The organism is Streptomyces sp. MUM 2J (genome assembly GCF_022414535.1).
Taxonomy (GTDB): Bacteria; Actinomycetota; Actinomycetes; order Streptomycetales; family Streptomycetaceae; genus Streptomyces.
The window spans coordinates 83,220-107,084 of sequence record NZ_JADWYM010000022.1; the positions used below are offsets into that span (position 1 = coordinate 83,220).

Genomic DNA, 23,865 nt, shown 5'->3' on the forward strand with positions numbered 1-23,865 from the left:
GGCTCTCAGGCGTGCTCTGCGATGAGCTCGCGGGCCGCGTCGAGGTCGTCGGGGGTCTTCAGGGCCAGCGTCTTGACGCCGGGCAGGGCGCGCTTGGCGATCCCGGTGAGGGTGCCGCCCGGGCACACCTCGATCAGGGCGGTGACGCCGAGCTCCTGGAAGGTCTCCATGCACAGGTCCCAGCGGACCGGGTTGGCGATCTGGCCGACCAGGCGGGCGACGACCTCGTCACCCGTGGCGACGGTCCGGCCGTCCTTGTTCGAGACGTAGGTGACGACGGGGTCGGCCGGCGTGAACTCCTCGGCCGCCTTCGCCAGCTTGTCGACCGCGGGCCCCATGTGGTGGGTGTGGAAGGCACCGGCCACCTTCAGCGCGACCACCCTGCGGACGCCTTCTGGCTTGTCCGCCTCCAGCGCGGCCAGCTGCTCCAGGGTGCCCGCGGCGACGATCTGGCCCGCGCCGTTGACGTTCGCCGGGGTCAGGCCCAGCTTCTCCAGGTGCGGGATGGTCGTGTCCGGGTCACCGCCGAGCAGCGCCGACATGCCGGTCGCGGTGATCGCGGCGGCCTCGGCCATCGCCAGGCCCCGCTTGCGGACGAGGGTCAGCGCGGAGGCGTCGTCGAGGACGCCCGCGAAGGCGGCGGCGGTGATCTCGCCGACGCTGTGTCCGGCGACGGCGCCCGGGGCGACGTCACCGAGTGCCGCGGCCGACAGGAGCCCGGCGGCGACCAGCAGCGGCTGCGCGACGGCGGTGTCGCGGATCTCCTCGGCGTCGGCCTGCGTGCCGTAGTGGGCGAGGTCCAGTCCGATGGCGTCCGACCACGCGGCGACGCGGTCGGCGGCACCGGGGAGATCGAGCCAGGGGGTCAGGAAGCCAGGCGTCTGAGCGCCCTGGCCGGGAGCGACGAGTACGAGCACTCTCACACTCTCTCTTGGGTACGGGCGCAGCCGCCCGTGAGGACAAGGACGAAGAACACGAGGGGGTTTTGTGGACCTCCGACAAAGACTAGGTCTGGGGATCTCCATCCACCAGACGCCCGAGGATCAACGCGATGCGCAGGGTGAACGCGGAGCGTACATCGGACGGCGACCAGCCGGTGACGTCGGTCACACGTCGGAGCCGGTAGCGGACGGTGTTGGGGTGGACGAACAGCATCCGGGCCGCCCCTTCCAGACTGCTCGCCTGTTCCAGGTAGACACTGAGGGTCTCCAGCAGGGCCGAACCGGCCTCCTCCAGCGGTCTGTAGATCTCCTCCACCAACTGCTCACGCGCGCTCGGATCCCCGGCGATGGCGCGCTCCGGCAGGAGATCGTCCGCCAGCACCGGCCGCGGGGCGTCCTGCCACGCCGAGCACGCCTTCAGCCCCGCCGCGGCGGCCTGCGCGGACCGCGTCGCGGCCAGCAGGTCGGACACCACCGGCCCGGCGACGACCGGCCCGGTGGCGAACGGCCCGATCAGCGACCGGGCCACGGCGAGCGGATTGTCGCTGCCGCCGGCGATGACGACGAGCCGGCTGCCGAGCACTCCGGTGAGGACCTGGAGCTTGGCGTGCCGGGCGGCGCGCCGGATCGCCTCGACGGTCAGTTCGCTGTCCCCGTCCGGTGCGGTGCCCAGCACCACGCACACGTGCTCGGGCGTGTTCCAGCCGAGCGCGGCGGCCCGGCTGACGGCACCCTCGTCGGCCTCCCCGGACAGCACCGCGTTGACCACCAGGGACTCCAGCCGCGCGTCCCAGGCACCGCGTGCCTCGGCGGCCTGTGCGTAGACCTGCGCGGTGGCGAAGGCGATCTCGCGGGCGTACACCAGCAGCGCCTCGCGCAGCACGCTCTCGTCACCGGGTGCGGCGACCTCGTCGATCGCCGACTCCATGACCTCGATGGTGGTGCGCACCATCTCCACGGTCTGGCGGAGCGTGATCGCGCGGGTCAGCTCGCGCGGCGCGGTGCCGAAGACGTCGGTGGAGATCGCCTGCGGGGCGTCCGGGTGCCGGAACCACTCGGTGAAGGCCGCGATACCGGCCTGTGCCACCAGCCCGATCCAGGAGCGGTTCTCCGGGGGCATGGCCCGGTACCACGGCAGCGTCTCGTCCATCCGCGCGATGGCCTGCGCGGCGAGGCTTCCGGATGACTTCTCCAGCCGTTTCAGCGTCGCGGCGTGCGGGTGGACGGCGTGCGCTGCGGCGCCGGTCTGGCGTGTTTCGGGTTCGGGCACGGGACAAGACTAGTTTGGATGGTTCGGTCGCCTTTGCTGGGTCGGCCGCCTCGCCGGTACCCGGCCCGCAGGACCCCTCGGCCGGCGGGCCCCGGCCCGTGCGGAACACCCCCTAGGGTGGGTGCCGTGATGGTGGACGTACGGCGCGCCGAGGAGCGCTACCGGGGCGGGGATCCGGCAGCCGGGATCGAGACGCGGCACGCCTTCTCCTTCGGCCCGCACTACGACCCCGACAACCTCGGCTTCGGTGCGCTGATCGCCTGCAACGAGGAGCGCCTGGCGCCCGGAGCCGGGTTCGACGAGCACCCGCACAGCCACACCGAGATCGTCACCTGGGTGGTCGAGGGCGAGCTGACCCACCGCGACTCCACCGGCCGCGCGAGCACGGTGCGGGCCGGGGACGTGCAGCGGCTGAGCGCGGCGGCGGGGGTGCGGCACGTGGAGCGCAACGACGGCGGCGCGCCCCTGGTCTTCGTGCAGATGTGGCTCACGCCCGGGGAGCCGGGCGGCGATCCTTTCCACGAGGTCGTGCACGGCATCGCCGACTCCACCCCGTACGACGTCCCGGAGGCGGGTGCCGTGCTGCACGTGCGCCGGCCGGCGGCGGGGGAGCGGGTGGCGGTGCCGGACGCGGAGTACGCCTACGTCCACGTGGTGCGCGGCGCGGTGCGGCTCGCGCGACGGGAGCTGGGGCCGGGCGACGCGGCGCGGATCACCGATGCCCGGGACGTGGAGATGGTCGCGGGCGCGGGCGGTGCGGAGGTGCTGCTGTGGGAGATGGCGGCCGCGCCCCGCGGGCGGACGGCACCCGGGCGCGGGTGACGCGCCCGCCCGTCCTCGCCGGACGCCGCCCCTAGCGGCGGAGCTCCGTCAGCACCGCCTCCGTGAACACCGGCCACGCCTCGATCGCCCACGGCCCGAAGGCGCGGTCGGTCAGCGCGACGCAGGCCGCTGCCGCGTCGGGGTCGATCCACAGGAAGGTGCCCGCCTGCCCGAAGTGCCCGAAGGTGCGGGGCGAGGACGAGGCACCGGTCCAGTGGGGCGCCTTGGAGTCCCGGATCTCGAAGCCGAGCCCCCAGTCGTTGGGGTTCTGGTGGCCGTAGCCGGGCAGGACCCCCTTCGTCCCGGGGTACTGCACCGTCATCGCCTCGGCCACGGTCCGCGGGTCCAGCAGCCGCGGTGCCTGCACCTCCGCGGCGAACCGCAGCAGGTCCTCGACCGTCGACACCCCGTCCTTGGCGGGGGAGCCGTCCAGGGACGTGTTCACCATCCCCAGCGGCTCCAGCACGGCCTGCCGCAGGTACTCGGCGAAGGGGATGTCGGTGGCCTTGGCGACATGGTCGCCGAGCTGCTCGAACCCGGCGTTGGAGTACAGGCGCCGCTCGCCGGGGGCGGACATCACCCGGTGTTCGTCGAAGGCGAGCCCCGAGGTGTGCGCCAGCAGATGGCGCACCGTCGCTCCGGGCGGCCCGGCCGGTTCGTCCAGGTCGATCGCGCCCTCCTCGTGGGCGACGAGGACGGCGTACGCCGCGAGCGGCTTGGTGACCGAGGCCAGCGCGAACCGCTGCCCGACGGGACCGTGCACCGCCCGGACCGTCCCGTCGGCCCGTACGACACCCGCCGCGGCGGAGGGGACCGGCCAGTTCTCGATCAACGCGAGGCTCTTGAACGACATGCGTCGAGCCTAAGTGCTCCCGGCGCGGGCCTCGCGGACGGGGCCGCGGACGAACGGGTACGGGAGGTGTCCTTCCGCCGAATCACGATCGGACCCGCTTGCCTGGAGTGCGCTCCAAGGCCATAGCGTGGTGGTCATGACGGTGACGCAGCCCACGGGCACGGCCCCGCAGCAGACCGGGGAGACAGCCACCGGGAGCGACATCTGCGCCGCTCCGCCGCCGCGCCACCCGCGGCCCGACGGCCAGGACCGCTACACGATCAGCGAGGTCGCCGCCTTCACCGGACTGACGGCACACACCCTGCGCTGGTACGAGCGGATCGGTCTGATGGACCACATCGACCGCTCGCACACCGGCCAGCGCCGCTACACCAACCGCGATCTGGACTGGCTCGACCTCGTCGGCAAGCTCCGGCTCACCGGCATGCCCGTCGCCGACATGGTGCGTTACGCACAACTGGTCCGCGAGGGCGACACGACCTACGCGGAGCGGCGTGAGCTGCTGGAGGCGACCCGGCGGGACGTCGTCGCCCGGATCGCCGAACTCCGCGACACCCTCGCGGTGCTCGACCGGAAGATCGGCTTCTACACGGCCGCCGCGTGCTCCGGCACCGGGGAGGAGACGAGCTGACGACACCGCGCCCCGGGGAGGAGGTCCGCCGGAAGCAGCGCGCCCCGCATGCACCCCCTAGAGCTCGGCCAGCAGCTCCGCCTTCTTCGCCAGGAACTCCTCGTCCGTCACCAGGCCCGCCCGGTGCAGTTCCCCGAGATGGCGGATCCGCTCCGCGATCTCGGCCGGGTCACGCCGCGGAGCGGTGACCGCGGGCACCGGCCCGCACGCGCGCACGGCCGCCAGTACGGCCGCGGCGAACGGCAGCGACTCGTGCACGGGCCCGTACCCCAGCCCGAAGACGACGGCGGCCGGATCCTGGTCCGGCTGCGCCGGTTGCGCGGACTGCTCGGCGGTGTCCCGCGGCCGCAGCCGCATGTGTCCCTCGAACGCCTCCGGCGAACGCCATTCCACTCCGCTGAGGCCGGTCACCGGGAAACTCTGGTCGCCCGCCTTCCACTTCGCCGACGAGGCGCCCGTCCAGGACCAGCGGAAGCGGACGGTGGTGCCGTCGAAGGACGCCTTCCCGTCGTAGGCCTTGAACGACTGCGGCGCCTCGGGCGCGGCCACCAGGAATCCGTCCGCCGGACCGGCCCCGGCCAGCCGCCCGCGCAGTTCGTCGGCGTAGTACTCGGCGAGTGTCTCCCGCTCGGCGGGCAGGACCAGCCGGTAGGGATCGCAGCCCTCCTTCAGCTGCCCGTCGGCCGCCTCCATCAGCGGGTCGGCGCCCGGCCGTGGACGGGCGTGCAGCACGACGGTGCCGCGCCTGCCCGGAGCGAGCGTCACCGCTTCGAGCGCGGCCAGCGGCACCCGTCGCTCGCCCAGCGCCTGGAACAGTTTGGGTGTTCGAATCCCCCGTTCGTAGCGGATGAGCACGGAGTCGGACTCGAACTCCCAGGCGGCATGAAATCCGGCCAGTACGTCACCCATGCGGCTCATCGTATGCGGCACCCCCTTCCGAGTCGCCACCCCGTGCAGGCCGCAGTTCCTGTTGTCTCTACGCGCGTTCGGCCATCGAGGTACCGGTCAGATCCGCCCGGCACCTGTCATCGTCGTGTGCGCACCGCACCGCGTCATAGGCACCCACCCCGATGTCGGCGAGGTTGCGCAGGCTGTCCGTGCCCGGTTCGAAGTAACCGCTGTGCCCCTCGGCGTCCCGCGCCGACAGCACCCGTGCGCCGAACGCCGCCGACACCGGGTCCTCGCCGTGGCCGAGCCCGCCGAACTCCAGATGGGGCACGTCCTGCACCCAGTCGGTGGCGTCCCGCATCGCCCACACGCGGGCGCCGGTGCCCAGATGGCCGGCCGTGGCGGCCCGCATCCCGGGGCTGGCGGCCACCGCTATGTCGGCGACCCGGGCGGGCATGTCCCGGGCGGCGACCCCGCAGAGCACCGAGCCGTAGCTGTGGCAGAACATCGACACCGGCGCGCTGCCGGGCAGCGCGTGCAGCAGGGCGTTGAGCCGGACGGCGCCGTCCTCGGCGCGCATGGCGGTGGCCGAGTCGATGCCGAGCCCGGCGGGTGCGGTGTAGTCGGCCCAGGCGATCACGGCCGTCCGCGTCACCGGGTTCGCCGCGCGCTCGGCGGCGTACAGCGACTCGGCCATGCCGACCGGAGCCGAGTAGCGGCGGTTGGTGCGCTGGAAGGTGAGCAGGTCGGTGTCGACACCGGGGACGATCACCGAGATCCGCTCGGCGACGTCCAGGTCGCCGAGGACCTCGGCGACGCGGCCGGAGCCCTCCGGGTCGAAGGCGAGGATCTGGCGGCCGGCGTCGTGCAGCGACTCGAAACGGTGCATCCGGCGGACCGCCTCCCGTTTCCCGGTCGGGGTGAGCCGGGAGTCGTGCGTCCGTGCACGCTCGGCGTCCCGTGCCCGTCCCAGCGCGATCCGGTTGGCGCGGTAGCGCAGTGCGACGGGGGCGCCGTTCATGTTGCCCACCGCGAGGGGATAGTGCCGGGCGAGTCCGCTGCGCTCCTCGGCGGTGAGCGAGGCGAAGAAACGCGCGAGGCGGGAAGGGCCGGAGTGCGGGTCCGGCAGTGGCCGCCCGCGCATGCTGCCGTGCTCCCAGGAGGTGAGCGAGGCCTTCAGCGCGGAGGGTTCCCGGTGGTGGCGCACCGCCGTCCACCCGGTGGTCGCCAGCATCACGAACACCACGGCCAGCGCGAGCAGAGCGCGCCCGACGCCGAGTTGCGGGGAGGTGTCGAAGGAAGTCACTGGGAGGACACACTAGGAGAACGGGCGGGTCTCGCGTTAACCGAGTGACAGGGATCACGTTTCACTCTTCGCGGCGGTCGTGCGGTGACGATCTCAGGGGGCGCGCCAGTCGCCGGCGAGCACCGGGCCCACCTGATCGAGGTACCGGGCGGTGAGTTCGCGGATCGCCTCCAGGCTGAAGTCCTCGCCCGTGCTCCACTGCCGCTCGGTCACCCGGATCACCCCGGCGAAGACGGCGACCACCAGCCGGGGCCGGGGGTCGGTGCGCACGTCGACCCCCTCGCGCTCGGCGAGGATGCACGCGATCTTCTCCTCCACCTCCATCGAGCGCCGCAGGTGCGCCGCGAGCAGCACGGGCGTCGACTCGATCAGCTGGTACATGCGCAGGTACAGCTCGACGGGCACGACGGCCGAGACCGCCTCGTGCAGCTGGTCCCATCCGTCGACGACGGCCTGCCGCAGCGCCTCCATCGGCGCCTCGTGCGCCGGGCGGGCCCGGACGCCCTCCACGAAGTGCGCCTCCGTCATCTCCTGCACGGCGAACGCGGCCTCCTCCTTGCTGGCGAAGTAGCGGAAGAAGGTGCGCTGCGAGACGTCGACGGCGGCGGCGACGTCGTCGACGGTCGTCGCCTCGTAGCCGCGGGTGGTGAACAGCTCCAGGGCGGCGCGCAGCAGTGCGTCCCGGGTTCGCTGCTTCTTGCGTTCGCGCAGTGTTTCCATGTGTGTCAGTAACTGACGTGTGAATTGCTTTGTCAATTGTCAGCGGCTGTCACTAACCTCGACGCATGACTAGTCAGACCACCGTAGGCACGACGGGTCAGGGCGGCGAGTCGCCGTCGGCCCCCTCGGAGCAGCCGCCGGCCTCCGGCCTGCGCGGGCATCCCTGGATCACCCTCATCACGGTCGCTGTCGGGGTCATGATGGTGGCCCTCGACGGCACCATCGTCGCCATCGCCAACCCCGCCATCGCCAAGGACCTCGGGGCGAGCTGGGCGCAGGTGCAGTGGATCACCAACGCCTACTTCCTCGCCCTCGCGGTCTCCCTGATCACCGCGGGCAAGCTCGGTGACCGCTTCGGCCACCGCCAGACCTTCCTCGTCGGGGTGGTCGGCTTCGCCGCCTCCTCGGGCGCCATCGGGCTGTCCCACAGCATCGGGGCGGTCATCACCTTCCGCGTCTTCCAGGGCCTGTTCGGCGCGCTGCTGATGCCGGCCGCGCTCGGGCTGCTGCGCGCCACCTTCCCGGCCGAGAAGCTCAACATGGCCATCGGCATCTGGGGCATGGTCATCGGCGCGTCCACCGCCGGCGGCCCGATCCTCGGCGGCGTCCTGGTCGAGCACGTGAACTGGCAGTCGGTGTTCTTCATCAACGTGCCGGTCGGTGCGCTCGCGCTGCTCCTCGGCGCCTTCATCCTGCTCGACCACCGCGCCGAGAACGCCCCGCGCTCCTTCGACCTGCTCGGCATCGTCCTGCTCTCGGCGGCGATGTTCTGCCTGGTCTGGGCGCTGATCAAGGCCCCGGACTGGGGCTGGGGGGCGGGACGGACCTGGCTGTTCGTCGCGGCCTCGGTGGTGGGCTTCGGCCTGTTCGCGCTGTGGGAGACGAAGGTCGCGGAACCCCTCGTCCCGCTGACCCTCTTCCGCTCGGTCCCGCTCTCGGCGGGCGTCGTCCTGATGATCCTCATGGCCATCGCCTTCATGGGCGGCCTGTTCTTCGTGACGTTCTACCTCCAGAACGTGCACGGCATGAGCCCGATCGACGCCGGCCTGCACCTGCTGCCGCTCACCGGCATGATGATCGTCGGCTCCCCGCTCGCGGGTGCGATGATCACCAAGCTGGGCCCGCGCATCCCGCTCGCGGGCGGCATGACCGCCACCGCGGTCGCCATGTACGGCATGTCCACGCTGGAGACGGACACCGGCAGCGGCGTGATGTCGCTCTGGTTCGCCCTGCTGGGCCTCGGCCTCGCGCCGGTCATGGTCGGCGCCACGGAGGTCATCGTCGGCAACGCGCCCATGGAGCTCTCCGGCGTCGCGGGCGGTCTCCAGCAGGCGGCGATGCAGATCGGCGGCAGTCTCGGCACGGCCGTGCTGGGCGCGGTGATGGCTTCCAAGGTCGACCGCGACCTGCCGGGCAACTGGGCCGGCGCGGGTCTGCCCCGGCTCACCCCGACCCAGCTGGACCAGACGGCCCAGTACGTCCAGCAGGGCGCCGCTCCGGTGGCACCGGGCACGCGGCCGGAGACCGCCGCGAAGATCGCGGACGTGGCGCACGAGACGTTCATCTCCGGCATGAGCCTGGCGTCGTTGGTCGCCGCGGGCGTGGCGGCCGTTGCGGTGCTGGTCGCCTTCCTGACGAAGCGGGGCGAGAACGTGGAGGCGGGCGCGGGCGCGGCGCACGTCTGACGTGCGGTCCGCGTCCCTTGCGGCTGACGTGGCGTCAAGGTAATTCCCTCATCAGGGTGATAACGCTCAAGATCCCTCCCCTCCGGAACGCCGCGCACGTCACAGTGGGTCAAGTCCTCCGGTACGGAATGTTCCCCAGGCACATTCCGTACGGCTCGTTCCGTACGGCCGGTTCCGTACGGCTCGTGGCGCTACGGCCACCGTGCGACGCGGAGGGCGCCCGGGCCCCGGCGCGCTGCCGGAGGGGGACAGCGCGCCGGGGCCGCCGGCAGGGGCCGCCGCGGGCGAGGTGCGGGGCCTGCGCCACCGGGGACCGGTCGCCCGCGCAACGCCCCCGACCCGGAGGAGCCGACGACGGCGGCTGCCGGACAGGGAGCGTGCGGGCGCCCCTCAGGGGACCCGGTCCTCCGCGGCCGGCTCCGGCAGGGCCACCGCACCGGACAGCGCCGCGACCTCGGCCCGCAGGGCCCGCACCTCCTCCGTCAGCGCCTCGATCGCCTGTGTCTGGCGCCGCTCCTCCACGTCGTCCTTCTCGAAGCGCGCGATGAACCACGCCGCGATGTTCGCCGTCACCACACCCAGCAGGGCGATCCCGGAGAGCATCAGCCCCACGGCCAGCATCCGCCCCAGCCCGGTCGTCGGGGCGTGATCCCCGTATCCGACGGTCGTCATCGTCGTGAACGACCACCACACGGCGTCACCCAGCGTCCGGATGTTCCCGTTCGGGGAGTCCCGCTCCACCGACAGCACGGCCAGCGACCCGAACATCAGCAGACCGACGACCGACCCGGCGACATACGTCGTCAGCCGGATCTGCGAGGCCATCCGCGCCCGCCGCCCCACCAGCATCAGCGTCGCGACCAGGCGCAGCAGCCGCAGCGGCTGGAGCAGCGGCAGCACCACCGCACACAGGTCCATCCAGTGGGTCCGCACGAACGCCAGCCGCCGCCGGGTCAACGACAGCCGCACCACGTAGTCCGCGGCGAACGCCCCCCACACCACCCACTCCGTCGCCGTGCAGAAGACCGTCAGCGACCTGCTCGCCGAGCCGTCCACGATCGGCACGCCGTACGCCAGGGCGAACAGCACGGCCAGCACGAGCAACGGCCGCTGGGTACGCAGCTCCCAGCGGGCCTGCGCCGTAAGTTCCTTCATGCCCCGCATCGTAAAGAACAGGTAAGAGTGGCGGGCCCGCAAGCCCACCGCCCTCACCCCGGCGCATCGTGGCGCGCGGGTCCGGGTGCCGCGTCAGGACCCGCGCTGGCCGGGCCCGCGCCGCCGAACCGGCGCGGCGTCCCGCAGCGGCGCGCCGTCCGGTGCCGCCGGCCACCGCGTCACCGCGGCGGGCCGGCGGTCCGGCGCGGCGTTCCCCGCTCCGTAACTCAGGCCTCGCCACCCGCCGTGCCCGGGTCCGCCGCCGTCACGTCGAGCAGTTGGTAGCGGTCGACGGCCTGCTTCAGCACCGACCGGTCCACCTTGCCCTCGCGGGCCAGTTCGGTGAGGACGGCGACCACGATCGACTGGGCGTCGATGTGGAAGAAGCGCCGGGCGGCACCCCGGGTGTCCGCGAAGCCGAACCCGTCGGCGCCCAGGGACTGGTAGGTGCCGGGCACCCACCGGGCGATCTGGTCGGGAACCGACCGCATCCAGTCGGACACGGCCACGAACGGGCCCTGCGCCCCCGAGAGCTTCTGCGTCACGTACGGCACCCGCTGCTCCTCCTCGGGGTGCAGCAGGTTGTGCCGCTCCACCTCGACGGCCTCGCGGCGCAGCTCGTTCCAGGAGGTCGCCGACCAGACGGCGGCGCGCACGTTCCACTCCTCGGCGAGCATCCGCTGCGCCTCGACCGCCCACGGCACCGCGACGCCGGAGGCGATGATCTGCGCCGGGATCGAGCCCCCCGGCCCCTCGCCGAGCCGGTGGATGCCCTTGAGGATGCCCTCGACATCCACGTCGTGCGGCTCGGCCGGATGCCGGATGGGCTCGTTGTAGACCGTCAGGTAGTAGAAGACGTCCTCGCCGTGCGGGTGCTCGTCGTCGCCGCCGTACATCCGGCGCAGGCCGTCCTGGACGATGTGCGCGATCTCGTAGGCGTACGCCGGGTCGTAGGCGACGCACGCCGGGTTGGTCGACGCCAGCAGCTGCGAGTGCCCGTCTGCGTGCTGGAGGCCCTCGCCGGTCAGCGTCGTACGCCCGGCGGTCGCGCCCAGCACGAAACCGCGCGCCAGCTGGTCGGCCATCTGCCAGAACTGGTCACCGGTGCGCTGGAAACCGAACATCGAGTAGAAGACGTAGACCGGGATCAGCGGCTCGCCGTGTGTGGCGTAGGCCGACCCGGCGGCGATCAGCGACGCCGTGCAGCCCGCCTCGGAGATGCCGTCGTGCAGCATCTGGCCGGTCGGCGACTCCTTGTAGGCGAGCAGCAGCTCGCGGTCCACCGCCTCGTACTGCTGACCCAGCGGGTTGTAGATCTTCGCGCTCGGGAAGAACGAGTCCATGCCGAACGTGCGGTACTCGTCCGGCGCGATCAGCACGAACCTCCTGCCGATCTCCTTGTCCCGCATGAGGTCCTTCAGAAGCCGGACGAAGGCCATCGTGGTGGCGATGGACTGCTGACCCGACCCCTTCTTCACCGACGCGTACGTCTTGTCGTCGGGCAGCGCGAGCGGCCGGGAGCGCACGACACGGGTCGGGACGTAGCCGCCCAGACCCATGCGCCGGTCGTGCATGTACTGGATCTCCTCGGTGTCCCGGCCCGGGTGGTAGTACGGCGGCGGGCCGCTCTCCAGCTCCTTGTCCGAGATCGGCAGGTGGAGCCGGTCGCGGAAGTGCTTCAGGTCGTCGACCGTCAGCTTCTTCATCTGGTGCGTGGCGTTGCGGCCCTCGAAGTTCGGACCGAGCGTCCAGCCCTTGACCGTCTTGGCCAGGATGACCGTCGGCTGCCCCTCGTGCTCCTCGGCCGCCTTGAACGCGGCGTAGATCTTGCGGTGGTCGTGACCTCCGCGGCCCAGGTGCAGGATCTGGTCGTCGGTCATGTTCTCGACCATCGCGCGCAGCCGGTGGTCGTCGCCGAAGAAGTGCTCGCGGATGTAGCCGCCGGACTCGGTCGCGTACGTCTGGAACTGGCCGTCCGGTGTCGTGTTCATCCGGTTGACCAGGATGCCGTCCCGGTCCTGGGCGAGCAGCGGGTCCCAGGTGCGGTCCCAGATCAGCTTGATCACGTTCCAGCCGGCGCCGCGGAAGACCGACTCCAGTTCCTGGATGATCTTGCCGTTGCCGCGCACCGGCCCGTCCAGCCGCTGGAGGTTGCAGTTGACGACGAACGTCAGGTTGTCCAGGCCCTCGCGTGCGGCGATGGTCAGCTGGCCCAGCGACTCCGGCTCGTCCATCTCGCCGTCGCCGAGGAAGGCCCACACGTGCGAGCCGGAGGTGTCCGCGATCCCACGGGCGTGCATGTACCGGTTCATCCGCGCCTGGTAGATCGCGCCGATCGGGCCCAGACCCATCGACACCGTCGGGAACTCCCAGAAGTCCGGCATCGACCGCGGGTGCGGGTACGACGACAGCCCGTCGGGGGCCTTCGAGTGCTCCTGGCGGAAGCCGTCCAGGTGCTGCTCGGAGAGCCGGTCCAGCAGGTACGCGCGCGCGTAGATGCCCGGGGAGGCGTGCCCCTGGAAGAAGACCTGGTCGCCGCCGCGGCCGTCGTCCTTGCCCCGGAAGAAGTGGTTGAAGCCCACGTCGTACAGCGAGGCGGAGGAGGCGAAGGTCGCGATGTGCCCGCCGACGCCGATGCCCGGGCGCTGGGCGCGGGAGACCATCACCGCGGCGTTCCAGCGGGTCGCGTTGAGGATCCGGCGCTCGATCTCCTCGTTGCCCGGGAAGAACGGCTCGTTCTTGGTGGCGATCGTGTTGACGTAGTCCGTGCTGCGCATCTCGGGCACGGCCACGCGCCGGGCCCGGGCCCGCTCGATCAGCCGCAGCATCAGGTAGCGGGCCCGCTCCCGGCCGCGCTCGTCGATGGCGGCGTCGAGCGAGTCGAGCCACTCCTGGGTTTCCTCGGGGTCGAAGTCAGGAACCTGACTCGGAAGGCCGCCAATGATGATCGGGGTGCGATCGGGTCCGGAAGCCACGCTGTTCCTTACCTGTCGGAGGGCGATTGGGCAGGGCGGCCGCAGACGGCTTTGCCGCTGCTCCCCATCGTGTACCTCGGGGCCGCAATCGTCATCTCTACCGCCGGGTATCCGTGGAAGGTTCCCCGTCCCGCAAACCGGGCAGAAAGGTGTGGTGTACGTCACTATGTCCGAGGGGCGGCATGGCTGCAGTTGCGGCGACACGGCCGGGATCGTCACCGTTTCGGCGGTCTGAACCGCCGGGTACTTGCGCGATCCGCCCCGCCCGTGTGGACTACGCCCAATGCTTCGCGCACGCGCGAGGCTGAGATTCCCCGAGCCCGGAGAGGGCCGGGGGTGCACCCGACCGAAGACATGATCAGGAGGCAACCCGTGAGCGCGACCGCGGACCACGCGGAGGAGCGGACGAACCCTGCCGGCAGGCTGGGGTTCCAGCCCGGGCAGGTGGTCCAGGAGATCGGCTACGACGACGACGTCGACCAGGAGCTCCGCCAGGCCATCGAGGAAGCCGTCGAGGGCGACCTGATGGACGAGGACTACGACGACGTGGCCGACGCCGTGGTGCTGTGGTTCCGTGACGACGACGGTGACCTGACGGATGCGCTGGTGGATGCCACCACGTACATCGAAGAGGGCGGCGCGATCCTGCTCCTCACACCGAAGACCGGCCGTTCGGGGTACGTGGAGCCGAGTGACATCTCGGAAGCCGCGACGACCGCCGGACTCACGGCGTCCAAGAGCGTCAGCGTGGGCAAGGACTGGAGCGGCAGCAGGCTGGCGACCCCCAAGGCGGCCAAGTCCAAGCGCTGACGCTCCGCCCCGGGCGGGCGGCGGGCGCGACCGGAGGGGCCCCGCCCCCCGGACGGCGTCCGGACGGGCCGGCGCGTGCCGGCCCGTCCGCGGGTCCCGCTCGCCTCTGCGTAGGCTGTTCCCCGGTTTCCCACCCGAACAGCCCACGAAGGGACATCCACCACGATGGCCATCCAGGTCGGCGACAAGGCCCCCGAATTCGAGCTCAAGGACAACCACGGTGCCACCGTCAGGCTGTCCGACTTCCGCGGCAGCAGGAACGTCGTCCTTCTCTTCTACCCCTTCGCCTTCACCGGCGTGTGCACCGGCGAGCTGTGCGAGGTGCGGGACAACCTCCCGCGGTTCTCCGACCGCGACACGCAGGTCCTCGCCGTCTCCAACGACTCCATCCACACCCTGCGCGTCTTCGCGGAGCAGGAGGGGTTGGACTACCCGCTGCTCAGCGACTTCTGGCCGCACGGCGAGGTCTCCCGCGCCTACGGCGTCTTCGCCGAGGACAAGGGGTGCGCCGTGCGCGGCACCTTCGTGATCGACAAGGAGGGCGTGGTCCGCTGGACCGTCGTCAACGAGCTGCCCGACGCCCGTGACCTGAACGACTACGTCAAGGCGCTCGACACCCTGTGATTGTCCGGCCCCCGGGACTGCGGGGTGCGGGAACCCGTCACTAGGATCGTTTCGTTGATCCGATGTCACAGCTCGACGGGGCTCCCCGCCCCAGGACACCAATGGAGGACCCGTGGGAGTCAGCCTCAGCAAGGGCGGCAACGTATCGCTGACGAAGGAGGCCCCCGGCCTGACCGCGGTCAACGTCGGTCTGGGGTGGGACGTGCGCACCACGACCGGCACGGACTTCGACCTGGACGCCAGCGCGCTGCTGCTGAACACCACCGGCAAGGTCGTCAGCGACCAGCACTTCGTCTTCTTCAACAACCTCAAGAGCCCCGACGGCTCGGTCGAGCACACCGGTGACAACATCACCGGTGAGGGCGAGGGCGACGACGAGTTGATCAAGGTCAATCTCGCGAGCGTCCCGGCCGACATCGACAAGATCGTCTTCCCGGTCTCGATCTACGACGCCGAGAACCGCCAGCAGTCCTTCGGCCAGGTGCGCAACGCGTTCATCCGCGTGGTCAACCAGGCCAACCAGCAGGAGATCGCCCGCTACGACCTGAGCGAGGACGCCTCCACCGAGACCGCCATGGTCTTCGGCGAGCTGTACCGGCACGGCGCGGAGTGGAAGTTCCGCGCCATCGGCCAGGGCTACGCCTCCGGTCTGCGCGGCATCGCGCAGGACTTCGGCGTGAACGTCTGAGCCACGCCGCAGCGTCTCACCGTCCGGCGTCGCACGGTTTGCGTGCGGCGCCGGACGCGCAGGACCAGCACCAGAACACCGTTTCGGGGAGGGACAGCAGTATGGGTGTCACGCTCGCCAAGGGAGGAAACGTCTCCCTGTCCAAGGCCGCGCCGAATCTCACCCAGGTGATGATCGGGCTCGGCTGGGACGCACGCTCCACCACCGGGGCCCCCTTCGACCTCGACGCCAGCGCGCTCCTCCTCGGGAGCGGCAACCGCGTCCTGGGTGACGAGTGGTTCGTCTTCTACAACCAGCTCAAGAGCCCCGACGGCTCGGTGGAGCACACCGGTGACAACCTCACCGGCGAGGGTGAGGGCGACGACGAGTCCATCCTCGTCGACCTGGCCAAGGTGCCGCCCCAGTGCGAGAAGATCGTCTTCCCGGTCTCGATCCACATGGCCGACGAGCGTGGCCAGACCTTCGGCCAGGTCAGCAACGCCTTCATCCGCGTGGTCAACCAGGCCGACGGCCAGGAGCTCGCGCGCTACGACCTCAGTGAGGACGCCTCCGGCGAGACGGCCATGATCTTCGGCGAGGTCTACCGCTACCAGGGCGAGTGGAAGTTCCGCGCGGTGGGCCAGGGGTACGCGTCCGGGCTGCGGGGCATCGCCCTGGACTTCGGGGTAAACATCTCGTAAAGAGCCACCCCGTCCGCTCCCCCCGCGCTGATCGCCCGTGTCGCACCGGCAGCGGGCCGCCGGACCGGCCTCCCGGTCCGGCGGGCCTCACCGTAGACTCTCCTCGCAACGTCAACATCGAGTAAAGCCGAGTGCGGCGCGGGGGAGACCCTCCCCCAGACTCCGTCTGGGAGGGACCCCCGACACAGGATTGGGTAGCCAGTGCTTCTGAAAACCTTCGGCTGGTCGTTCGCGGTCACCGCGCTCGGCCTGGTCGCAGCGGTCTTCTACGGGGGGTGGGAAGCCTTCGGCATCGTGGCGATCCTCTCCATCCTCGAGATCTCGCTGTCGTTCGACAACGCGGTGGTCAACGCCGGAATCCTGAAGAAGATGAACGTCTTCTGGCAGAAGATCTTCCTCACGGTGGGCGTCCTCATCGCGGTCTTCGGCATGCGGCTGGTCTTCCCCGTCGTCATCGTCGCGATCAGCGCCAAGATGGGCCCCATCGAGGCCGTCGACCTAGCGCTCAACAACAAGGACCGCTACCAGGAACTGGTCACCGACGCGCACCCCGCGATCGCGGCCTTCGGCGGCATGTTCCTGCTCATGATCTTCCTCGACTTCATCTTCGAGGACCGGGACATCCAGTGGCTGCGCTGGATCGAGCGGCCCCTGGCCAAGCTCGGCAAGGTCGACATGCTGTCGGTCTGCATCGCGCTGATCGTCCTGCTGATCACCTCCTTCACCTTCGCCACCCAGGCCCACCAGCACGGCGGCGTCCACGTCGACAAGGCCCAGACGGTGCTCATCGCCGGCATCGCCGGCCTGATCACCTACATGGTCGTCGGCGGGCTCTCCGGTTACTTCGAGGACAGGCTGGAGGAGGACGAGGAACGGGAGCACGAGGAGGAGGAAGAAGCCGCCCGCACCGGAAGACCGCGCTCCGCGGTCAAGCTGGCCGGCCAGGCCGCGTTCTTCATGTTCCTCTACCTGGAGGTCCTGGACGCGTCCTTCTCCTTCGACGGCGTGATCGGCGCCTTCGCCATCACCAACGACATCGTCCTGATGGCGCTCGGCCTCGGTATCGGCGCGATGTACGTCCGTTCGCTCACGGTGTACCTGGTGCGCCAGGGCACCCTCGACGACTACGTCTACCTGGAGCACGGCGCCCACTACGCCATCGGCGCCCTCGCGGTCATCCTCATGGTCACCATCCAGTACGAGATCAACGAGGTCATCACCGGTCTCGTCGGCGTCGTCCTGATCGCCTGGTCCTTCTGGTCCTCCGTGCGCCGCAACCGCGCCCTGGAGGGTTCGGAGGGAAAAGCGGAGGGCTCGGACGAGAAGGCTGAGGTCTCGTCCGGAGTGTGACCGCATCCCGGTTGAGGGAACGCTTCGGTGCGGGGCGGCCGTGAGGGAGGACGTGTCCTTCCGGCCGCCCCGCCGGTCTTTTCGACAACTGCACCTGGGGGCGGGAATGGGCATCTTCGACGGGCTGCTGGGCGGGCGCTCGGCCGACTTCGACTCGGGCAGCGCGGCCACCAACTCCATCGAGCTGACCAAACGGCACCGTACGGTCTCCCTCACCAAACAGGGCGCCGCCACGGGCCACCTGCGCATCAACCTGACCTGGCGGATGCGCACCTCCGACATCGGCGGCATGCAGCGCGAGAGCCTGCTGCGCCACCCCTTCAAGGCGCTCAAGCCACCGGAGGTCGTCGGCCACAGCCAGAGCATGGTCAACGTCGACCTGGACCTGGGCTGCCTGTACGAGCTGGCCGACGGCACCAAGGGCGTCGTCCAGCCGCTCGGCAACCTCCTCGGCGACGTCAACGCGCCGCCCTACGTCAAGCTCAGCGGGGACGACCGGTTCGGCTCCGCGTCCGGCGAGACGATCTACGTCAACCTCGACCACCGCGAGAAGATCAAACGGCTGCTGGTCTTCGTCTACATCTACGACCAGACCCCGGCCTTCGACCGCACGCAGGCCATCGTCACCCTCTACCCCAGCAACGGGCCCCGCATCGAGATCGGCCTCGACGAGCGGCACCCGCAGGCCCGCTCCTGCGCCGTCGTACTGATCGAGAACGTCAAGGACGAACTGATCGTGCGTCGCGAGGTGACGTTCGTCTACGGCTTCCAGGCCGAACTGGACCGCCTCTACGGGTGGGGCCTGCAGTGGGGCCGGGGGTACAAGAACCAGGCCGCTAGCGCCCGATGAACTGCGGACCCTGCGGAGGCATCCGGAACTCCGCGTCCGGCACCCGGGCCGCGGCCGGCGGGTACCCGTACCCGGACGCGCCGCCCGCCGCCGGCTGCGGATAGCCGTAGGCGGGCCCGGGACCCGGATGGCCGTGGACGGGCTGCACCGGGGCCGTCGGCGCCGCGGAGTCCGCCGCCTGCGGGAACCCGTACGCCGGGCCCCCCTGCGCCGGCACCCCGGCGGGCTGCTCCGGCGGCAGCGGCCGGGAGTTCTCCGGTGCCGCCGGCTCGCCCACCGCCTCCGGCCCCTCCTCGGGCTCCGACTCGTCCACGGAGATCCCGAAGTCGGTCGCCAGCCCCTTCAGACCGTTGGAGTAGCCCTCGCCCAGCGCACGGAACTTCCAGCCCTCGCCGCGCCGGTACAGCTCCCCGCAGATGAGCGCCGTCTCGCTGCCCGTCTCCGGCCTGATGTCGAAGTACGCCAGCGGTTCGTCCCCGGCGGCGTCGGCGTCGTACAGCAGGATGCGCAGCTCCCGGACCCGGTCGAACGCGACCCCGTCCGCCGAGGCGACCAGCAGGATCCGGCCGACCTCGGACTCGACGCCCGCGAGATCCGCCTGGACGGTGTCGGTGAGCCCCTCCGCCAGCCGCTTCTTGCCCAGCCGCCACACCTTCCCCGACGGGTGCCGGGGCTGGTTGTAGAAGACGAAGTCCTCGTCGGAGCGCACACGGCCGTCCGGGCCCAGCAGCAACGCGGAGGCGTCCACATCCGGAACCTCCTGCTCTGCCGCCCAGCGCAGCACGGCGCGCACCGTGGCCGCTTCCAGCGGGATGTTCGACCCCTTCAGCATCGCGTGCGTCATGCGGTCATCCTGCCCTCTCGGTCCTGGTCACGACAACGCGGGGGTACGGTGCGGGCACAGCTCCGGCACAGCGCGTGCCCAGCCGCGTAACCGGAAATTCATGCCCACAGGGAACTCAGGACACGGCTCCCTACGTACTATTACCGGCCACCTATCGACACGTGATCGGTCGGTCCACCGGCCGCCCACAGCACCACGGGGGAGTTTCATGCGTCATTTCGGGCACATCGCCCCTGAGGTGCGCCGCCGCCTCTTCCACCAGGAGCCCTGCTCCTTCACGGCCGACTCCCCGGCACGCCTGCTCTCCGCCGCCCTCGGGGCCACGCTGTACAGCCCGGCCACCCGGCCCCGGCTCGCCGAGGACATCCTCAAGCAGGCCGCGAACGGCGTGGTCTCCATGGTGCTGTGCCTGGAGGACTCCATCGACGACGCGGACGTCGTGTACGGCGAGGAGAACCTCGTCCGCCAGTTCGCCGACCTCGACGGCGCCGGCACCGCACTGCCGTTGCTCTTCATCCGCGTCCGCAACCCCGAGCAGATCCCCGACCTCGCCGACCGCCTGGGCGCCGGGGTCCGGCACCTGTCCGGGTTCGTGCTGCCGAAGTTCACCGAGGAGCGCGGGATCCCCTTCCTGGAGGCCCTCGCCACCGCCGAGGCCGCCTGCGGGCGGCGCCTGTTCGCCATGCCGGTCCTGGAGTCGCCCGAACTGCTGTACCGCGAATCCCGCGTCGACACCCTGGAAGGCATCTTCCGCGCCGTCGACAAGTACCGCGACCGCGTCCTCGCGCTGCGCCTCGGCGTCACCGACTTCTGCTCCTCCTACGGCCTGCGCAGAGCCCCCGACATGACGGCCTACGACGTCCAGGTCGTCGCCTCCGTCATCGCCGACGTCGTCAACATGCTGGGCCGCGCCGACGGCACCGGCTTCACCGTGACCGGCCCGGTGTGGGAGTACTTCCGCGTCCCCGAGCGCCTGTTCAAGCCGATGCTGCGTACCAGCCCCTTCCTGGAGGGGCAGGCGGTCGAACTCCGCGAGGCGTTGATCGAGCACGCCATGGACGGACTGCTGAGGGAGATCTCCCTCGACCACGCCAACGGCCTGCTCGGCAAGACCTGCATCCACCCCTCGCACGTCCCCGCGGTGCACGCGCTGTCCGTCGTCAGCCACGAGGAGTACAGCGACGCCGCCGACATCCTGCGCCCCGAGCGCGGCGGCGGGGGAGTACTCAGGTCGCAGTACACGAACAAGATGAACGAGGTGAAGCCGCACCGCGCCTGGGCGGAACGGACCATGCTGCGTGCGGAGGTCTTCGGTGTCGCGCACGAGGACATCAGCTTCGTGGACCTGCTCGCCGCCGGAATACCCGGCTGAACACGACAAGGGATCATGAACAAGGCAGAGAACAACGGCGTCTGGTCCGGCAGTTGGGTCGCCGAGCGACTCGGGGTCGAACTCGTCGGCGACGCCCGGCTGACCGGCCTGCTCGGGCTCGCGCTGCGCCGCAACCCCAAGCGGGCCCATCTGCTCGTGTCGAACGTCCTCGGCAAGCACGTCCCGCAGTCCCCCTCCGTCGTCTACGGCCACGGCCTCGCCCTCGGCCGCCGGGTGCGCGACCTGCTCGGCGCGGACGACTCGGACCGCGCCGTCGTCCTCGGCTACGCGGAGACCGCCACCGGCCTCGGCCACGCCGTCGCCGACGGCCTCGCCACCGCCCCCTACCTGCACTCCACCCGCCGGCCCGTCGCCGGTGTCGACCCGGCCGGCGGCTTCGAGGAGGCCCACTCGCACGCCACCTCCCACCTGCTGCTGCCCGAGGACGCGGCCCTGCTCGCCGGCGACGGACCGCTGGTCCTGGTCGACGACGAGTTCTCCACCGGCAACACGGTCCTCAACACCGTCCGGGACCTCCACGCCCGCTACCCGCGCGGACGGTACGTGGTCGTCGCCCTCGTCGACATGCGCTCGGCCGCCGACGCGGCCCGCCTGGAGGACTTCGCCCGGGAGATCGGGGCCCGCGTCGACCTGGTGGCGGCGGCCTCGGGCACCGTACGGCTGCCGGACGGGGTGCTGGAGAAGGGGCGGCGGCTGGTGGCCGCCCACGAGTCCGGCGCCGGGGGACCTCAGGCCGGCGACGGCACCGGGGACCCGCACCCGGCCGGCGGGGACACCTTGCCGGAGCGGCCCCGCGACCCGGTCGCACGGGTGGACCTGCACTGGCCCCCCGGCCTGCCCGACGGAGGCCGGCACGGCTTCACCCCGGGCCACCGCGCACGTCTGGAGAACGCGCTGCCCGCGATGGCCGCACGCCTCGCCGAGGCGCTGCCGAAGGGCGCACGCCGGGTCCACGTCCTCGGCTTCGAGGAGCTGATGTACACGCCCCTCAGGCTCGCCCGCGAGCTGGAGCAGATCACCTGCGCCGAGGTCCGCTACTCCACCACCACCCGCTCACCCGTCCTCGCCGTCGACGACCCCGGCTACGCGATCCGCAGCCGCCTGGTCTTCCCCGCCCACGACGCCCCCGCCGACGGCCCCGGCGACCGCTACGCCTACAACGTGGCCGGCGCCGGCTTCGACGCGGTCGCCGTCGTCGTCGACTCCGCCGCGGACACCCCGGACCTGCACGCCCCCGGCGGCCTCCTCGACCGGCTCGCCGCCCACGTCCCGCGCGTCGTGCTCGCCGTCGTGCCGTCGTACGTCCCGGGGCCGCCGCGCCCCGCCGCTCCTTCCGGAACAGGAACCACCATGCTGCCCGAGCCTCTTCGCGGCCCCGCCTTCTCCTCGTACGCGGCCGAGGAGGTCGGCTGGCTGCTCCAGGACCTCTCGGACGTGGCGCTGGAGGCGCCGACCGAGGAGCGCGAGGAGGCCGTCCAGAGCGGCGGCGCCCACTACGCCGAGTCGCTGCCGGTGGAGTACCAGCCGAGCGAGCAGTACCAGGAACTGTTCCGCACCGCTCTGGAGGCTTCCGCGGACCGCCTCGCGCACGCCGTCGGCGTGGTCACCGACACCGTGATCGCCGAGCGCTCCCCCCGCCCGGTCCTGGTCTCCCTGGCCCGCGCCGGAACCCCCGTCGGCGTCCTCATGCGCCGCTGGGCCCGGCACCGCCACGGCCTCGACCTGCCGCACTACGCCGTCTCCATCGTGCGCGGCCGGGGCATCGACGCCAACGCGCTGCGCTGGCTGGCCGCCCACCACGACCCCTCTGACGTCGTCTTCGTCGACGGCTGGACCGGCAAGGGCGCCATCACCCGCGAACTCGCCAGTGCCCTCGCCGAGTTCGAGGCAGGCGACGGCGTCACCGGCTTCGACCCGGAGATGGCGGTCCTCGCCGACCCGGGTTCCTGCGTGCGCACCTACGGCACCCGGGAGGACTTCCTCATCCCCTCCGCCTGCCTCAACTCCACCGTCTCCGGCCTGATCTCCCGCACGGTGCTGCGCGGCGACCTGGTCGGTCCGCACGACTTCCACGGCGCCAAGTTCTACCGCGAGCTCGCCGGCGCCGACGTCTCCGCGGCCTTCCTCGACGCCGTCTGCGCCCGCTTCCCCGAGGTCGCCGGCAGCGTGGACGCCGCGGTCAAGGAACTCCGTGCCGGCGACCGCACCCCCACCTGGGCGGGCTGGGCCGCCGTCGAGCGGATCAGCGAGGAGTACGGCATCCACGACGTCAACCTCATCAAGCCCGGAGTCGGTGAGACCACCCGCGTCCTGCTGCGCCGCGTGCCGTGGAAGATCCTGGCCCGTGCCGGGTCGGGCCCCGACCTGGACCACGTCCGGCTGCTCGCCGAGCAGCGCGGCGTCCCCGTCGAGGAGGTCGCCGAACTGCCGTACACCTGCGTCGGCCTGATCCACCCCCGGTTCACGCGCGGCGCGACCGGTGCGGACGGCAGGGCGGTGAACGTCTGATGCCGGTGCTGGTGGCGAGCGACCTCGACCGCACGCTGATCTACTCCGCGGCGGCCCTGTCCCTGACCATGCCGGACGCACGGGCCCCCCGGCTGCTGTGCGTCGAGGTCCACGAGAGCAGGCCGCTGTCGTTCATGACGGAGGCGGCGGCGCAGCTGCTGACCGATCTCGCCGGCGCGGCGGTGTTCGTGCCGACCACGACCCGCACCCGCAAGCAGTACCAGCGCATCAACCTGCCGGGCCCGGCGCCCACGTACGCGATCTGCGCCAACGGCGGACACGTCCTGGTCGACGGGGTCCCGGACGGCGACTGGCACGCGGCGGTCACCGCCCGGCTGGCCGCCGAGTGCGTGCCGCTGGCCGAGGTGCGGCACCATCTGATGACGACCACCGACCCGGCGTGGGTGCGCAAGCACCGCGTCGCCGACGACCTCTTCGCCTACCTGGTCGTCGAGCGCGAGCTGCTGCCCGGGGAGTGGGTGAAGGAACTGGCCGCCTGGGCGGACCCCCGCGGCTGGACGGTGTCCCTGCAGGGACGCAAGATCTACGCCGTGCCGAAGCCGCTGACGAAGAGCGCCGCCGTCCGCGAGGTCGCCCGCCGTACCGGCGCGGACCTGACGCTGGCGGCCGGCGACTCCCTCCTCGACGCCGACCTGCTCCTGGCCGCCGACCGAGGCTGGCGCCCCGGGCACGGTGAACTGGCCGACGCGGGCTGGACGGCGCCGCGGATCAGCGCCCTGCCGGAGCGGGGCGTACTGGCGGGGGAGCGCATCCTCGGGGAGTTCCTGAGCGCCTCCCGCCCGCAGGGGTAGAGGACCCGGGCGGCCCTGGGGCGGAGCCTCGGCAGGCGCCCCGCCCCGGAGGCCGTCCCG

The 23,865-nt window shown here is 71.5% G+C and carries 21 protein-coding genes; 12 read left to right on the forward strand and 9 right to left on the reverse strand.

The window, feature by feature from the left end:
* Window positions 1-5: 5 nt before the first annotated feature.
* Together I3F54_RS18975 and fasR are read right to left on the reverse strand one after the other, a co-directional pair.
* Window positions 6-917: an ACP S-malonyltransferase gene (locus I3F54_RS18975; protein WP_240120008.1), complete on the reverse strand. Its 912-nt coding sequence runs from the start codon at window positions 915-917 to the stop codon at window positions 6-8.
* Between the two features lie 88 nt (window positions 918-1,005).
* Window positions 1,006-2,211, reverse strand: coding sequence for a fatty acid biosynthesis transcriptional regulator FasR (gene fasR / locus I3F54_RS18980; RefSeq protein WP_240120009.1), 1,206 nt, complete (start codon window positions 2,209-2,211; stop codon window positions 1,006-1,008).
* Window positions 2,212-2,340: 129 nt separating this feature from the next.
* Between fasR and I3F54_RS18985 the strand changes: the two genes are divergently transcribed.
* Window positions 2,341-3,033 carry a pirin family protein gene (locus tag I3F54_RS18985; protein WP_240120047.1) on the forward strand — a complete coding sequence of 231 codons (693 nt, stop codon included), beginning with the start codon at window positions 2,341-2,343 and terminating at the stop codon, window positions 3,031-3,033.
* A gap of 31 nt (window positions 3,034-3,064) precedes the next feature.
* Here I3F54_RS18985 and I3F54_RS18990 read toward each other — a convergent pair whose 3' ends face one another.
* Window positions 3,065-3,886, reverse strand: a complete 822-nt coding sequence (locus I3F54_RS18990) for a serine hydrolase (RefSeq protein WP_240120010.1) — start codon at window positions 3,884-3,886, stop codon at window positions 3,065-3,067.
* Between the two features lie 136 nt (window positions 3,887-4,022).
* Between I3F54_RS18990 and I3F54_RS18995 the strand changes: the two genes are divergently transcribed.
* Window positions 4,023-4,517: a MerR family transcriptional regulator gene (locus I3F54_RS18995; protein ID WP_240120011.1), complete on the forward strand. Its 495-nt coding sequence runs from the start codon at window positions 4,023-4,025 to the stop codon at window positions 4,515-4,517.
* Window positions 4,518-4,574: 57 nt separating this feature from the next.
* Here I3F54_RS18995 and I3F54_RS19000 read toward each other — a convergent pair whose 3' ends face one another.
* The 3 genes from I3F54_RS19000 to I3F54_RS19010 all read right to left on the reverse strand — a co-directional run bounded on the left by I3F54_RS19000 (window position 4,575) and on the right by I3F54_RS19010 (window position 7,431).
* Window positions 4,575-5,426: a DUF4429 domain-containing protein gene (locus tag I3F54_RS19000; RefSeq protein ID WP_240120012.1), complete on the reverse strand. Its 852-nt coding sequence runs from the start codon at window positions 5,424-5,426 to the stop codon at window positions 4,575-4,577.
* Between the two features lie 67 nt (window positions 5,427-5,493).
* Window positions 5,494-6,711, reverse strand: coding sequence for an alpha/beta hydrolase (locus I3F54_RS19005; RefSeq protein WP_240120013.1), 1,218 nt, complete (start codon window positions 6,709-6,711; stop codon window positions 5,494-5,496).
* Window positions 6,712-6,804: 93 nt separating this feature from the next.
* The gene (locus I3F54_RS19010; RefSeq protein ID WP_240120014.1) at window positions 6,805-7,431 is read right to left on the reverse strand and encodes a TetR family transcriptional regulator; all 627 of its coding nucleotides are present in this window, start codon (window positions 7,429-7,431) and stop codon (window positions 6,805-6,807) included.
* 65 nt (window positions 7,432-7,496) lie between these two features.
* Between I3F54_RS19010 and I3F54_RS19015 the strand changes: the two genes are divergently transcribed.
* Window positions 7,497-9,116, forward strand: coding sequence for a DHA2 family efflux MFS transporter permease subunit (locus tag I3F54_RS19015; protein ID WP_240120015.1), 1,620 nt, complete (start codon window positions 7,497-7,499; stop codon window positions 9,114-9,116).
* A gap of 390 nt (window positions 9,117-9,506) precedes the next feature.
* Here the strand turns inward: I3F54_RS19015 and I3F54_RS19020 are convergent, their stop codons facing one another.
* Together I3F54_RS19020 and aceE are read right to left on the reverse strand one after the other, a co-directional pair.
* Window positions 9,507-10,271: a potassium channel family protein gene (locus I3F54_RS19020; protein WP_240120016.1), complete on the reverse strand. Its 765-nt coding sequence runs from the start codon at window positions 10,269-10,271 to the stop codon at window positions 9,507-9,509.
* Between the two features lie 227 nt (window positions 10,272-10,498).
* Entirely contained in the window at window positions 10,499-13,246 is a 2,748-nt protein-coding gene (aceE, locus tag I3F54_RS19025; protein WP_240120017.1) for a pyruvate dehydrogenase (acetyl-transferring), homodimeric type, read from the reverse strand.
* 372 nt (window positions 13,247-13,618) lie between these two features.
* On the opposite strand from aceE, the gene I3F54_RS19030 reads away from it, so the two are divergent.
* The 6 genes from I3F54_RS19030 (at window position 13,619) to I3F54_RS19055 (ending at window position 18,248) form a co-directional block, all read left to right on the forward strand.
* Window positions 13,619-14,056: a DUF3052 domain-containing protein gene (locus I3F54_RS19030; protein ID WP_240120018.1), complete on the forward strand. Its 438-nt coding sequence runs from the start codon at window positions 13,619-13,621 to the stop codon at window positions 14,054-14,056.
* Between the two features lie 165 nt (window positions 14,057-14,221).
* Window positions 14,222-14,680 carry a peroxiredoxin gene (locus I3F54_RS19035; RefSeq protein ID WP_240120019.1) on the forward strand — a complete coding sequence of 153 codons (459 nt, stop codon included), beginning with the start codon at window positions 14,222-14,224 and terminating at the stop codon, window positions 14,678-14,680.
* A gap of 112 nt (window positions 14,681-14,792) precedes the next feature.
* Window positions 14,793-15,368 carry a TerD family protein gene (locus I3F54_RS19040; protein WP_240120020.1) on the forward strand — a complete coding sequence of 192 codons (576 nt, stop codon included), beginning with the start codon at window positions 14,793-14,795 and terminating at the stop codon, window positions 15,366-15,368.
* Window positions 15,369-15,469: 101 nt separating this feature from the next.
* A complete protein-coding gene (locus I3F54_RS19045; protein WP_240120021.1) occupies window positions 15,470-16,048 on the forward strand; it encodes a TerD family protein in 579 nt (192 codons plus the stop codon).
* Window positions 16,049-16,249: 201 nt separating this feature from the next.
* Window positions 16,250-17,398: a DUF475 domain-containing protein gene (locus I3F54_RS19050; RefSeq protein WP_240120022.1), complete on the forward strand. Its 1,149-nt coding sequence runs from the start codon at window positions 16,250-16,252 to the stop codon at window positions 17,396-17,398.
* Window positions 17,399-17,504: 106 nt separating this feature from the next.
* Window positions 17,505-18,248, forward strand: coding sequence for a Tellurium resistance (locus I3F54_RS19055; protein WP_240120023.1), 744 nt, complete (start codon window positions 17,505-17,507; stop codon window positions 18,246-18,248).
* Here I3F54_RS19055 and I3F54_RS19060 read toward each other — a convergent pair.
* Complete coding sequence (locus I3F54_RS19060; RefSeq protein ID WP_240120024.1) at window positions 18,235-19,092, reverse strand: TerD family protein; 858 nt, start codon at window positions 19,090-19,092, stop codon at window positions 18,235-18,237. The genes I3F54_RS19055 and I3F54_RS19060 overlap by 14 nt on opposite strands.
* 208 nt (window positions 19,093-19,300) lie before the next feature.
* On the opposite strand from I3F54_RS19060, the gene I3F54_RS19065 reads away from it, so the two are divergent.
* Genes I3F54_RS19065 through I3F54_RS19075 form a run of 3 tightly spaced genes read left to right on the forward strand, consistent with a single transcriptional unit; the run spans window position 19,301 to window position 23,805 of the window.
* The gene (locus I3F54_RS19065) at window positions 19,301-20,464 is read left to right on the forward strand and encodes an HpcH/HpaI aldolase/citrate lyase family protein (RefSeq protein ID WP_240120025.1); all 1,164 of its coding nucleotides are present in this window, start codon (window positions 19,301-19,303) and stop codon (window positions 20,462-20,464) included.
* Window positions 20,465-20,479: 15 nt separating this feature from the next.
* Window positions 20,480-22,993 carry a phosphoribosyltransferase gene (locus I3F54_RS19070; protein WP_240120026.1) on the forward strand — a complete coding sequence of 838 codons (2,514 nt, stop codon included), beginning with the start codon at window positions 20,480-20,482 and terminating at the stop codon, window positions 22,991-22,993.
* Window positions 22,993-23,805 (forward strand): HAD family hydrolase, encoded by an 813-nt coding sequence (locus I3F54_RS19075; protein ID WP_240120027.1) that lies wholly within the window; start codon window positions 22,993-22,995, stop codon window positions 23,803-23,805. The genes I3F54_RS19070 and I3F54_RS19075 overlap by 1 nt, the downstream gene beginning before the upstream one ends.
* The last annotated feature ends 60 nt before the right edge of the window (window positions 23,806-23,865 follow it).